This window comes from Bacillus sp. ISL-34 (genome assembly GCF_018613325.1).
Lineage (GTDB): Bacteria > Bacillota > Bacilli > Bacillales > DSM-1321 > Peribacillus.
Map to the genome: position 1 here is coordinate 193156 of NZ_JAGGQJ010000005.1, position 12840 is coordinate 205995.

The following is a 12840-nucleotide window of genomic DNA, read 5'->3' on the forward strand; positions in this document are numbered from 1 at the left end:
ATCATAAGAAAACAAACGCAGCCGATATTCCTGCCCCAATGGCTAAAGCAGTCAAACCTGCATCCGCACCCTTGGATAGACCCGAAACCAAATGTCCTGCAATTAAATCCCTGGCAGCATTCGTAATTAACAGCCCTGGCACAAGTGGCATCACCGCTCCAATGATTATTGTGTCCAAATGGCTTCCAACTCCAATCTGGACAAAGAACATAGCTACTAAACCTACGACTAAAGAGGCGATGAATTCAGCAAAAAAACGAACTTCCAGTAACCAGTGCAAATAAAGCAGGCAAGAGAATCCCATTCCTCCAGCTATACAGGACCAGATGAAATCATTCCACTGTCCTTGGAACATGATTAAAAAGCAGCCGCTCGCTATAAAGGCAGCAAAGACCTGTACCCACATGGGATACCCCATCCCGGCTTTTTCGATTTGTTTTAACCGTAAATATGCTTCCTCCGGTGTCATTTCCTTGCTGGAAATGCTTCGGGATATACTGTTAACCAGCGTCACCTTATGTAAATCTGTAGATCGTTGGGAAACTCGAATTAATTTTGAAGCTGGGTGTATACCATCCAGCGAAAAAATAATTCCTGTAGGGGTCGAAAAACTGTGTGATTCACCGCACCCAAACGCTGCAGCGATTCTACCCATCGTATCTTCCACCCGCGAAGTTTCCGCTCCATTCTGAAGCATGATTTTTCCCGCAAGTAAACATACATCTATAATTTCATTGTTTGGTAAACGATCATCCATTTTTATCCTCTCCATCACTTTCTGCATGAGTTTCTCTCAATAACAGATAACGATCCTACCAATTTAAATCCACCTCATAATAGCCCAATTCCTGTGAAAAGGATATAAAAAATATTACCTATTTAATTTATCAATTCCATTAACCTTCACTACTTTTTTCATTAGTACCAGTATTCCCTTTATTTCCTGCCGAAACCGTTTAGTTAGAAGAAAAATTCATTTATGACCATAATTAAAAGGAATGCGGGCACGAACCCTGCATCCCCTTTTTCCTATCCGTTACGACTATACTCCCTTTTGAATGAAGCAATCCACTGTTTCATTAAACAAATCGCTTTCTTCCATAAATGGACAATGACAACTATCTTCAAAGATTACTAGTTTGGAATTCGGAATGTTTTTATGCAAATGTTCCCCTGCAGCTACAGGAATGACTTTTTCATGCCTTCCAAAACAGAGAAGAGTCGGAATATTGATTTCTGGCAAGAATTCACGATAGTCCACAATCGATTGGTCAAATAGAATGCTACTGGCAATGGACTCCGGCATTTTGGTCACTTCCCCAAGCATCCAGCTTGCATCCTCTGCAGATAATTCATTGTTGAACATGGAAGCAATGAAGCTTTGCAAAAATGGGGAACGATTTGTTTGAATTTCAGTCATGAAGGCAATCAACGTGTCCATATTAAATGCACCAATATTAAAATCGGGCCACTTGAAATCAGAGGCCAATTCATCCACAATCACGGTTGAATGAATATTTTCCTCACCGAACTGCTTAAGATATTCCCAGACGACAAATGCCCCCATGGACCAGCCTACAAGTATGACATCCTTTAATCCCAGTTCACCTATGAACGCATGAAGATCTTTTGCATAAACGGAGACCGTATTTCCGTAATGCACATGATTTGACTGTCCATGGCTTCTTAAATCAAGTAGGATCGTTCTATATTTTTCTGAAAAGTACGGAAGCTGCTTTCTAAAAAACCGGCTGCTCATCCACACACCATGGATGAAAATAATCGGTCTCCCCTTGCCCTTTTCTTCATAAAACAACCGAACGCCTTCTTCCACCTCAATAAATGCCATTCTATCCCTCCTTCACGATTTTTTCAAAACCCATTCCCCATTATTATTTATTGCATTTCTTCTTTTAACATTCCTTCCTATAAAAATATATTGTCAAACCTCATTTTAGAGTTGATAATGAAGTATATTTTTATTGATATCTTCATCCTGAAAGGACGGAAATTTAATGAAGAGCTTTATCAAAAACTATCGATCCTCTTTAATATTGCTCACTGCCATCATTATCGGTGGGATAGCGGGCGTGGTTTTCGGGGAGAAAACCTCGGTCATACAGCCGCTAGGGGACTTATTCTTAAATCTGATGTTCACGATTATCGTGCCATTAGTATTTTTCAGCATAGCTTCAGCGATTGCCAATATGAGCGGAATGAATCGTCTTGGCAAAATCATGGGCAGTATTGTAATCGTTTTCCTGACAACTGCCGCTTTAGCTGCCGTCATTGGATTCATTGGGACAACCATCGTCAATCCGTTGGAAGGTACAGATACGACAGCCATTAAAGAACTGATGGAAAACAGTTCCTCTGAAGAGACCATCGAAGAAGTTTCCTTCTTCAGTCAACTGGTCAACACAGTAACCGTGTCAGATTTTCCAGAACTGTTCTCCAGAAGCAATATGCTTCAGCTTATCGTTTTCTCAGTATTAATCGGACTTTCCACTGCACTGGTCGGTGAGAAAGCAAGACCGATTACTGAGTTTTTGACAGCGGGTACAGCTGTCATGATGAAGGTTGTCAAAATCGTCATGTACTATGCTCCGATTGGACTTGGTGCTTATTTTGCGGCGATTATCGGGCAGCTTGGGCCGCAGATTTTAGAAGGCTATGCTCGCACATTCATTCTTTATCTAGTCTTGGCCTTGATTTATTATTTCGGCTTCTTCACTTTGTATGCTTTTATCGCAGGCGGGAAAGATGGAGTTAAACTATTTTGGAAAAATGCCCTGACACCATCCATTACAGCCATCGCAACTTGTTCAAGTGCCGCATCCATTCCAGTCAATCTGGAATCAGTCAAGAAAATGGGCGTGCCTAAGGATATAGCCGAGACTGTCATCCCACTCGGAGCCAACACTCATAAAGATGGTTCGGTATTTGGCGGGGTATTGAAAATCGTTTTCCTATTCAGCTTATTTGGAAAGGATATGACAAGCATTTCAAGCATTTTAAGTATACTTGCTGTTGCCTTTTTGGTTGGAGCTGTTATGGGTGCCATTCCTGGAGGCGGCATGATTGGGGAAATGTTGATTCTTAGTGTATTCGGCTTCCCTGTTGAAGTCCTGCCGATCATTGCGGTTATATCCACGATCATCGATGCTCCCGCTACACTTCTTAACTCTACAGGAAACACGGTTTGTGCCATGCTTGTCACAAGGCTTGTTGAGGGGAAAAACTGGTTAAAACAAGCATTCGTTAAAGAAAATTCAGCCGTATGATTCTTATAACTGAACTGGCTCCTGGTTAAAACGGGTGCCAGTTTTTTCATTTTCAAGACTTTCCTTCAAACAGTGCTTTAATTGACAAGGGATTCCTTACCCTTTCATAGAATTAAAGGTTGAAGGAGGGAATTGAACGTTAATGAAATGCTTACCTGCTGCAATCACTATCACGGGGCTATTATATATGGCCTATCCAGTGAATCTGAATGTCCAATCATTCCACATGAAACATTTTCATTTAAAAAAGGCATTCACAGCTCTGCTTGAACTGTGGACGCCTTTATTTATCCTTTAATTTTCTTAATGAAGACTACTTTTAAATAATTCCCTTCCTTATATTCCCTGATTGTTTTAAAATCAGCCGGTAATGAGAATTCTTCCATGATTTCATACTTTCCATTCATTTCCTTGAAAGCAACATCAATGAAGCTCTTGAATTTTTTCATGTCAAACGTACTGCAATTAGTTGAGGCGATAATGACCCCATTGTCTTCCGTAATGGAAATGGTATCCTTCAATAGATTCACATAGTCTTTCCCGGCACTGAAAGTAAACTTCTTCGATTTGGCAAAGCTGGGCGGATCGAGGATGACCATTTCAAATTTCAAAGCCTTCTTCACTGCATATTTAAAATACTTAAAAACATCCATCACCACGATATTGTGAGCTTCATGATCTATTCCATTCACACTGAACTGCTCGATCGTCTTTGGTAAACTGCGATTCGCCAAGTCGACACTAGTTGTTTTAACAGCACCGCCTAAAGCGGCGAACACGGAGAATGCCCCAGTATAGGAGAACATATTCAACACGGTTTTCCCTTTTGCGTATTCATCCCGGATTTTCCTTCTGACATCGCGTTGATCAAGGAAGACACCGACCATTGCCCCATCATTCAGATAAACAGCGAAATGGACTCCATTTTCCTTTACAAGAAGCGGAAATGCCGGCTGTTCACCCATGACAAAATCGTCTTCATCGACGTACTGCCCCTTTGTATCAAAGCGTTTCTTCTGATAAATCGATTTGACCTCGACCGTTTCCTGCAATGCCTTAATGATGTAGTCTTTAAAGGAATATATCCCTTTGCTATACCAGCTAATGACATAGTGACCATCATAATGATCAATGATTAAACCGCCAATTCCATCTCCTTCGCCATTAAACAAGCGGAAAGCTGTAGTCTCCCCATCTTCAAAAAAAGACTTTCGGAATTCACATGCTGCCTGGATTTTGCCGTTAAAGAAGGCTTGATCGATCTTTTCATTTTCTCTTCGCGTCAATACCCAGCCGTAGCCCTTGTTCTGTTTACCATAATATCCTTTTGCCAGAAAGCGGTGGTTTTCATCCACCAAACGCACCAAGGCCCCCTCTTCCTTAAGGTCATTAAGGTTGGCTATCGACTCTTTAACAATCAAGGGAAAACCCTTGCCGATTTTACTCACGAACTTAGCTTTCACTTTTATATCTATTTCTTTTCCCATATATATCATCCTATCTATGCAAATGCTTTCCTCCCCATTTTACCCTAATCCCTTTATAAATAAAAACCAGCCCGGTTCCTTAACCAGGCTGGTTTCTAAGAAAACTTTGATTATGAAACTTCCAAATGAAGATCGCCTGGCTTAACTTTGCCCATCATCTTCAAAACCCGATGTAAGGCAAGTGTGATCACAGCTGGCAATACCATACCCACTGCCACATAAACCAAGAACGTGTACAACCCCTGACCAGTTATGATGGCAATCGGGGCAATCATTGAACTTAACCCCATACCTCCAAGCTCATACGGCACTTGAAAATCGAATGCCAAGGTTGCGATAGGCGCACAGATGATTGCCGCCACAAAAGGCGGAATTACATATAATGGTTTTTTGATCAAATTAGGAAATTGAACTTTTGGCGTAACGACCATCTGTGCCAGGAACCCGCCCACATCATTATCTTTATAAGACATGACAGTGAACCCGACAAACTGAACGGTACATCCAATTAGAGCTGCAGCACTGGAAACGGGATCTAATTGCAGGGCGATCGCCAGTGCAGCGGAAGACGCCGGTGTCATCAATAAAATGCTCCATACCAAGGCTATGACCATGGAACCGATTAAGGGAGAACCCTCGACCGCAGCGGTGGTTTGACTGCTTATCCATGTTAGTAGCGGAGTGGTGACAAGAGCCAGGCCATATCCCGAAACTCCACCGACAAGAACGGCTCCCATTGGGATGGCCATGATGTCCAACTTCGTTTTGCCGATTAGGCGCTTACCTATATATGTTGCAATCACTGCTGCCAAGACAGCACTTAGTGGCTGACCCGTAACAATCGTGAAGGCACCCTCAGCAGTTCTGTGAATGGCAGCACCTCCAACAGCACTTGAAGCCATGGCGCTAAAGATAATTAATGAATTTCCTCCTAGCTGATATGCGATACCTGCTCCTAAAGCTGGCGCTAACAAGACCTTTGCTGCCCCCCCTATTGCCAGGAAGATCTCCCAGCCTAAGTAGCCCCCTATGGATTCAAACAATAACCCGATCCCTAATGTAACCAAAACAGCGTTGGCTATCCCTGTTGATGCCTTGTACATTCGATTGCTGATGTATTCTTTCCTGCTCATTTTATCTCCACTCCTTAAAAATTATCAGAATATTCAATTTCGAAAAATCGAAAAAAAAAAATAAATGTCTTTATAAAAAAAGCCTATTAAGTATATCGCACCGCTACCTAAATGTCTGCTAATGTCTGACCGTATAATAACATGAATTTTCTGATAATGTAAGTGATATTTTTATTCTAATAAAATAAAAGCGCTTTCAAAATAGTGGTTTAACACATTACTATTAAATAAAAAACTAATATTTTATTATTTCAAAATAAGTTATCCCCTTTTAAGGATGTGCTACATGGAGATACTTCGCTACATATACGACAAAAAAAAGAACCCGATTCAAGGATTCTCTCACTAGCTGGATTTATGACTTTTCTAATAGATATCCATCTTATTTCTATTGAAAACCTTCCAATGTTGCAAAAGTGTCCCTCAAAAATTTGTAAAACAATTTCTCCGTTGGCATCAGTTCCCTATCAGTAGGAACGATGACCCTACAGCCCTGGTAACAGACGGATCCTCCAGCGGCAATTTAACCGTAAAACGTGGCAAGCTATCAATCAAGGAAATCTCAGGTATCAAGGTTATACCCAAACCTGCTCCCACCAGGCCTTTTATGTTCCCGACATGGGCCGCCTACTTTTGTAAAAGAATGATTTTCACTTCCTTATTCCCTCTCATTCATATCAATTCAAGCTGAATATCCACAACCAGATAACCTCAATGGGATTAAAAAAAGGAGTGCCGGAAAAGTTCCGGCACTCTCATTGTTTGGATGACAATCATTCTTTGGTGACCAATTTCAATGGAACGGATATTGTATCATCCACTTTGTCGCCTTTTAAGATTTTTTCAGCCGCATTAACCGCTTCTTCACCGATAAGTGCCGGTTGTTGGGCGATTGTAGCTTTTAGTTCGCCGTTTTCAACTGCTTTCAAAGCATCATCATTTCCGTCAAAACCAACCACGATGATGTCTTTTCCTGCTGCCTTGATTGCTTCAATGGCTCCTAGTGCCATTTCATCATTATGGGCGAATACCGCTTGGATGTCTTTATTGCCTTGCAGGATATTTTCCATGACGTTAAGCCCTTTTGTCCGGTCGAATTCCGCCGTTTGGCTTGTAAGGACATCTAACTGCTTGTCCGCAATATTGTGGAAACCTTTTCCTCGTTCACGAGTTGCAGATGCCCCGGATACCCCTTCAAGTTCCACTACTTTCGCTTTTTCGCCAAGCTCTTTAACTAGATATTCTGCAGCCATTTCCCCGCCAGCCACATTGTCGGAAGCGATGAACGTTTCAATGTCACCTTCGTCTGAAGAGCGGTCAATCGTGATGACGGGAATGCCCGCCTCATTAGCTGATTGAACGGCTGAAGATATTGCCGCAGAGTCAGTAGGATTCACCAGAAGGACATCAACCTTTTGAAGGATTAGATCTTCAATTCCGCTAATTTGTTTTGCCGTATCATCTTGGGCGTCAACAACTGTGACTTTCATGCCTTTTTCTTTTGCTTCTTTTTCAATACCATCTTTTAAGGAAACGAAGAATGGATTGTTTAATGTAGAGATGCTGACTCCGACTTTCACGTCTTTCATGGAGCCTTTCTTTTCTTTTTTATCATCTGTTAGACCAGAATCCATTGAACAGGCAGCCAAGACCATTAAAGAAAGAACCATGATGATCGATACTATTTTTTTCATTGATTACACCTCTTCTTATGATTTTTTACGGTCAAGTAAGACCGCGATTAATATAACTGCACCTTTTACCACTTGCTGGTAAAAAGAGGATACACCAAGTAAATTCATGCCGTTATTCAAGGTACCGATGATCAGGACGCCCACCAGCGTACCGAACAACCGCCCTTTACCGCCTGAAAGGCTCGTTCCGCCCAGCACCACGGCTGCGATGGCATCCATTTCATAGGATTGGCCTGCCGTCGGCTGTGCCGAATTCAGACGGGATGTTAAAATGGCACCAGCAATGGCCGCCATCGTACCGGCCAGACCATAGATAGCCACCTTGACCCGGTCAACTTTAATCCCCGAAATTCGGGAAGCCCTTTCATTTCCGCCAATGGCATAAGTTTTACGGCCAAAGGAAGTTTTATGAAGCAGGAACCATAGGATTAAGAAAGCGATGACCATAACAACTGCCGGTACTGGCACTCCCAGGAAGTAACCTCTCCCAAGCATCTGGAACATAACGGAATCGCCAATTCCAGTAATCGGCTTTCCATCCGTATACACCAGCGTTAACCCCCGAAAAATCGTCATGGTGGCCAGTGTCACGATGAAAGGGGCCATTTTTCCCTTTGAAACGAGAATCCCATTGATTACACCCATTATTGCACCTAGCAGAATGCCTACTAATATTGCTAAAATCGGATCTAATCCCGAGACCATCATACCAGCCATAAGTGCGCTGGATAGAGCTAAAATGGAGCCGACGGACAAGTCGATGCCACCTGTCAATATGATAAAGGTCATCCCAAATGCAATAAGTGCATTGATGGAAGTTTGACGCAATAAATTCAAAATATTATTCGGTTCCATGAATGATGGATTTAAAACGGTTATTACGATAAATAAAAGTACTAGGGCGAGTAACGGTCCAAATTTCTGCCAAATCCCGATTTTCCCTGTAGCCTCAAGTTTCATCCTAGTTCCCTCCTGTCGCCAATGCCATAATTTTTTCTTGCGTCGCTTCCTGCTTTAACAATTCCCCAGCAATCTCACCTTCGTGAACCACAAGGATTCTATCACTCATTCCAATGATTTCCGGAAGCTCTGAAGAAACCATGATGATGGCGATGCCTCGCTCCGTCAATTCATTCATCAACTCGTAAATTTCACGTTTTGCGCCAACATCTATGCCTCTGGTCGGTTCATCCATAATTAAAACTTTAGGGGAAGTGCCGATCCATTTGGCTATTACCACCTTCTGTTGATTTCCTCCGGATAGATTGCCGATTACCGTTTCAGCAGAAGATGTCTTTACGTGAAGTCGCTTAATCATCATTTCGGCAAAGTTCATCTCATCTTCCGTTTTTACGATACCGTTAGGAGCAAAACTCTTGAGATTCGGCAAGCCGATATTTTCCCTTACAGAAAAGTCCAGGATCAGCCCCTCTTCTTTACGATTTTCCGTAATGAAAGCCAGGCCGTGTCGAACTGCATCCGTTGGTTTACGTATGGAAACCTTCTTGCCTTCAATGGTGATTTCACCGCTGTCTATTTGGTCGACACCAAAAAGGGCGCGCATTATTTCTGTTCTGCCTGCTCCCATTAATCCGGCAACACCGACAATCTCACCTTGGCGAACCGCCAAATGGATATCTTCAAAAAGCCCCTTTTTAGTTAAACCTTTTACATCAAGGACTATGTCGCCAGGATTCGCTTCACGATGAGGAAAACGATCCTCCAGCTCCCGCCCGACCATTTTTTGAACGACTTCATCGAAATTTGTATCTGCAATTCTTTTCGTATCGACCGTTTTTCCGTCACGCATTACGGTGATCCTGTCACAAATGGCGAATATTTCTTCCATTCGGTGAGAAATATAAACAAGCGATACACCCTTTTTGGTAAGTCCCTTCATCACTTCAAAGAGCTTCTCTATTTCTCTATCAGTTAAAGCCGCTGTGGGCTCGTCCATGATGATGACTTCGGCATCCGTCATAAGCGCCTTGGCAATTTCAATCATTTGCTGTTCCCCGACAGAACAAAATCCGGCTTCCTTATCAAAAGGAAGGGAAATATTAAGTGTTTTAAAAATCTCGTTTGCACGCGCTTTCATTTGTTTCGTCTTCAGGACACCGAAGGCATTCACCATTTCCCTGCCGATGAATAGATTCTCCAGCACGGTCATTTCTGGCCAAATATTCAATTCCTGACGGATAAAGGCCATTCCCGCCTCTTCCGCTTCCTTTGAATCCTTGAATGAGGTTTCTTTACCATTAATCTCAATCATTCCTTGATCTTGTTTATGCAGCCCGGTCAAAATGTTCATCAAGGTTGATTTCCCTGCTCCATTTTCCCCCATTAGTGCATGTACTTCCCCAGCCTCTAAAGAAAAATGAACACCTTCCAATACCTTGTTTTGACCAAATGCCTTATAAATATTGTGCATTTCGATTTGCATGCTCATCATCTCATTTCTTTAAAAGAATACTCCAGACTGCAATATGCAATTTGAATATGGCGTCGTCTCCCCGGTCCGGATTATTGCTTTCGCGTTACTTGTCAGCCTTTTAAAATCCTCATGGGAAACATATTCCATCGCTGCTCCGAATTGCTGCTCCATATATTGATGCTGTTCCGGGTTTTTAACCTTCACTTCTGTGGCAGCGATAACTTTTTCAACAACCATATCTTCGTGAACCGCCCGGACGACATCTTGAAATGATGGTGTTCCAGGCGTCAATGCTAAATCTATCTTGCAAACTCCCGGAGGCACCGGCAGCCCGGCATCACCTACGACAATATAATCGGTATGACCAAGGTCAACCAGGACCTTGGCTATTGAACTATTGATGATTCCTTGACGTTTCATGCTTCAAAGCCCCTCTCGACCTCTAACCTTTGCGGCATGCCACCTTGAGCGCCCAACTTCGTCACGGAAATGGAGGCTGCCCTGTTCGCGAATGACAAACAATCGTCAAAACTTTTTCCCTCTGCAACAGCCACGGCAAAGGCAGCATTGAATGTATCCCCTGCGCCTGTCGTATCCACCGCTTCCACTTCAAAGCTTGGAACAACCTTTTCTTCATGTCCGTCAAAATAACGGACGCCATTTTTTCCTTCGGTAATGAATAATTTATTAGGATACTCAGTCAGGACCTTCGTTCTATCTCTCCCATGGAATAGTATCTCGAATTCATGTTCATTCGGAGTAAGGAATGATGCCTGTTGGATGACAGCCTCGCTTAGCTTGCGGGCGGGTGCCGGGTTCAACAGTAATTTCTTTTGAAGCGTGTTGCACAACTCAGCCAGATATTCCACCGTTTCCTCAGGTATTTCCTGCTGAACCATCACGATATCCGATTCCTCAATCACCTTTTTCGCCTTTTGTACATATTCAGGAGTAATGAAATCATTTGCACCTTTTACGACAATGATGCTGTTATCACCTTCCGAAAGGGTAATGTGTGCTGTACCGGAAGCGGAACCTGTAACCGGTTCCACATACTCCGTGTTTACATGATTTTTTTTAAGGTTTTCTAAGATGACCTCTCCATAGACATCATCTCCTACACATCCAACCATCGATACTTCAGCACCAAGACGTGCCGCTGCAACTGCCTGATTGGCTCCCTTTCCTCCAGGAACCGTGATAAAGGACTCTCCTAAAACCGTTTCCCCGGCCATTGGCCGCTTGGCTGATGTCACCACTAAGTCCATTGAAGAACTTCCCACTACTGCAATTCTAATCATGTCTTCTCCGCCTTCCTTCTCGTTGTTTGTCTCTCCACAAAAGAAACAGGGAGCTTTTTATGTGTTACTTCCAATTTTTCTTGATTGATCCTTTTAATTAGCATTTCCGCCGCTTGTGCCCCCATCTCATAGGCTGGCTGTCGAATTGTCGATAACGGGGGGTGCAATAACGTTGTGAAGGCGATATCATCATAGCCGATCAATTGTATGTCTTCCGGTATCCGTATTCCCCGTTTTAAAATCTCTTGAAGTGCTGCGGCTGCAACAATATCATTACAAGCAATGATTCCATCCGTTTCCGGATATTGCTCGAACAGCTGCTTCACGCAAGTTTGGCCGCCCTGAAGAGTTAGGGATGAATCCATGACTTGCACATTCACTTTTGCTTGATTCAATTCTTCCAGTGCTGCCATGTACCGTTCATATACGGGCTTTATTTCGACTGGCCCCCTAATGAGGACGATATTCGTACTGCCTCTATCCAGTAATACCCGTGCTGCCATCTTACCGCCTGTCTTTTGATCGGAATAAACAGCTGGCAAATTCTCTGCTGTACGGTCGAGAAGGACAACTGGAATATCCAGATTGTCGAAATTTTCATTGGCTTCTTCACTAGTTGAAGCAATCATGCCCACTACATTATTTTGCAGGAAAGTGTCAATATATTCTATTTCCTTATCTCTCTTTTCATCACTATTTCCAAAAATTAACCGATATCCAAATTGCTGCAGATAATCCTCGACACCTCTTGCCATTTCTGGGAAGAAGGGATTCGTAATGTCCGGCAAAATCAAACCAACCAATTTGGACTTCCGTTTGTAGAGGGATCTTGCCACTTCATTCGGTTTATAATTTAATTTCTCAACAGCTGACATGACCGCCTTTTTTGTGTCCTCATGTGCATAACCACTGCCATTCATAACTCTGGAAACCGTTGCCACGGAAACCCCAGCTTCCTTTGCCACATCCCGAATAGTTGCCAATATATCACCCTCAATATTTTGTGTAACCGTTTACACATAGCTTATCACCAATATATATGAACGACAAGCCCTATTCCAAAGATAATTTTTAGGGAATTTGAACCAAAGAGGATAACACAACCCTTTTTTATGTGATATTTGCTAATAATTATCGCACTCTATCATCTCGGCAAATATAGGTTTTACATCCTCATTACCTCAAGATTTGATACTTCTATTTAAAACAAAAAAGACTGTATGCAACAGAGTTCTACCTAACAGTTAAAACAAAATTAATTGGAACGGGAGTGCGAGACCCCTGCGGGGAAAGCGCGTCAAGGGGAGACCCCGCAGGCGCAAGCCGAGGAGGCTCCCTGACCGCCCGGGGAAAGCAAGTGTCTGGAGCGTAAATAAACGGTCAAATTGTAAAAGCCATTAACAAACTGTGGAATAGGGTCGAAACACATATTAACACCTTCAACTCCTTAGATATGGTTTCTATCTAAATTTAATAAGGATGTTGATTGGATCGGGTGTACGAGACT

At 42.7% G+C, this 12840-nt stretch carries 11 protein-coding genes and 1 pseudogene; 1 reads left to right on the forward strand and 11 read right to left on the reverse strand.

Annotation, left to right across the window (positions count from 1 at the left end):
* Nucleotide 1: 1 nt before the first annotated feature.
* Nucleotides 2–757, reverse strand: coding sequence for a threonine/serine exporter family protein (locus J7E52_RS06990; protein WP_286197527.1), 756 nt, complete (start codon nucleotides 755–757; stop codon nucleotides 2–4).
* Nucleotides 758–1042: 285 nt separating this feature from the next.
* Nucleotides 1043–1849, reverse strand: coding sequence for an alpha/beta fold hydrolase (locus J7E52_RS06995; protein WP_214744414.1), 807 nt, complete (start codon nucleotides 1847–1849; stop codon nucleotides 1043–1045).
* A gap of 166 nt (nucleotides 1850–2015) precedes the next feature.
* On the opposite strand from J7E52_RS06995, the gene J7E52_RS07000 reads away from it, so the two are divergent.
* Nucleotides 2016–3284 carry a dicarboxylate/amino acid:cation symporter gene (locus J7E52_RS07000; protein WP_214744416.1) on the forward strand — a complete coding sequence of 423 codons (1269 nt, stop codon included), beginning with the start codon at nucleotides 2016–2018 and terminating at the stop codon, nucleotides 3282–3284.
* Nucleotides 3285–3571: 287 nt separating this feature from the next.
* Here J7E52_RS07000 and J7E52_RS07005 read toward each other — a convergent pair whose 3' ends face one another.
* The 9 genes and pseudogenes from J7E52_RS07005 to J7E52_RS07040 all read right to left on the reverse strand — a co-directional run bounded on the left by J7E52_RS07005 (nucleotide 3572) and on the right by J7E52_RS07040 (nucleotide 12316).
* On the reverse strand, nucleotides 3572–4771 hold the full coding sequence (locus J7E52_RS07005) for a class I SAM-dependent rRNA methyltransferase (RefSeq protein ID WP_214744418.1): 1200 nt from the start codon (nucleotides 4769–4771) through the stop codon (nucleotides 3572–3574).
* 110 nt (nucleotides 4772–4881) lie between these two features.
* On the reverse strand, nucleotides 4882–5904 hold the full coding sequence (locus tag J7E52_RS07010; RefSeq protein ID WP_214744420.1) for a PTS sugar transporter subunit IIC: 1023 nt from the start codon (nucleotides 5902–5904) through the stop codon (nucleotides 4882–4884).
* 388 nt (nucleotides 5905–6292) lie between these two features.
* Nucleotides 6293–6513, reverse strand: a pseudogene (locus J7E52_RS26845) (LysR substrate-binding domain-containing protein); the annotation flags it as partial.
* Nucleotides 6514–6677: 164 nt separating this feature from the next.
* A complete protein-coding gene (rbsB, locus tag J7E52_RS07015) occupies nucleotides 6678–7598 on the reverse strand; it encodes a ribose ABC transporter substrate-binding protein RbsB (RefSeq protein ID WP_214744422.1) in 921 nt (306 codons plus the stop codon).
* A 15-nt stretch (nucleotides 7599–7613) separates the two neighbouring features.
* A complete protein-coding gene (locus J7E52_RS07020) occupies nucleotides 7614–8558 on the reverse strand; it encodes an ABC transporter permease (RefSeq protein ID WP_214744424.1) in 945 nt (314 codons plus the stop codon).
* Nucleotide 8559: 1 nt separating this feature from the next.
* Nucleotides 8560–10041, reverse strand: a complete 1482-nt coding sequence (locus J7E52_RS07025; RefSeq protein ID WP_214744426.1) for a sugar ABC transporter ATP-binding protein — start codon at nucleotides 10039–10041, stop codon at nucleotides 8560–8562.
* An 18-nt stretch (nucleotides 10042–10059) separates the two neighbouring features.
* Nucleotides 10060–10452: a D-ribose pyranase gene (gene rbsD / locus J7E52_RS07030; RefSeq protein WP_214744428.1), complete on the reverse strand. Its 393-nt coding sequence runs from the start codon at nucleotides 10450–10452 to the stop codon at nucleotides 10060–10062.
* Nucleotides 10449–11333, reverse strand: a complete 885-nt coding sequence (gene rbsK, locus J7E52_RS07035) for a ribokinase (protein ID WP_214744430.1) — start codon at nucleotides 11331–11333, stop codon at nucleotides 10449–10451. The genes rbsD and rbsK overlap by 4 nt, the downstream gene beginning before the upstream one ends.
* Nucleotides 11330–12316 carry a LacI family DNA-binding transcriptional regulator gene (locus tag J7E52_RS07040; protein WP_214744432.1) on the reverse strand — a complete coding sequence of 329 codons (987 nt, stop codon included), beginning with the start codon at nucleotides 12314–12316 and terminating at the stop codon, nucleotides 11330–11332. Before J7E52_RS07040 ends, rbsK begins: the two co-directional genes overlap by 4 nt.
* Nucleotides 12317–12840 lie beyond the last annotated feature (524 nt).

Bases quoted from the DNA above. Each gene is read 5' to 3' on its own strand.
- J7E52_RS06990 (WP_286197527.1), bottom strand. From the start codon at position 757: ATGGATGATCGTTTACCAAACAATGAAATTATAGATGTATGTTTACTT.
- J7E52_RS06995 (WP_214744414.1), bottom strand. From the start codon at position 1,849: ATGGCATTTATTGAGGTGGAAGAAGGCGTTCGGTTGTTTTATGAAGAA.
- J7E52_RS07000 (WP_214744416.1), top strand. From the start codon at position 2,016: ATGAAGAGCTTTATCAAAAACTATCGATCCTCTTTAATATTGCTCACT.
- J7E52_RS07005 (WP_214744418.1), bottom strand. From the start codon at position 4,771: ATGGGAAAAGAAATAGATATAAAAGTGAAAGCTAAGTTCGTGAGTAAA.
- J7E52_RS07010 (WP_214744420.1), bottom strand. From the start codon at position 5,904: ATGAGCAGGAAAGAATACATCAGCAATCGAATGTACAAGGCATCAACA.
- rbsB (WP_214744422.1), bottom strand. From the start codon at position 7,598: ATGAAAAAAATAGTATCGATCATCATGGTTCTTTCTTTAATGGTCTTG.
- J7E52_RS07020 (WP_214744424.1), bottom strand. From the start codon at position 8,558: ATGAAACTTGAGGCTACAGGGAAAATCGGGATTTGGCAGAAATTTGGA.
- J7E52_RS07025 (WP_214744426.1), bottom strand. From the start codon at position 10,041: ATGCAAATCGAAATGCACAATATTTATAAGGCATTTGGTCAAAACAAG.
- rbsD (WP_214744428.1), bottom strand. From the start codon at position 10,452: ATGAAACGTCAAGGAATCATCAATAGTTCAATAGCCAAGGTCCTGGTT.
- rbsK (WP_214744430.1), bottom strand. From the start codon at position 11,333: ATGATTAGAATTGCAGTAGTGGGAAGTTCTTCAATGGACTTAGTGGTG.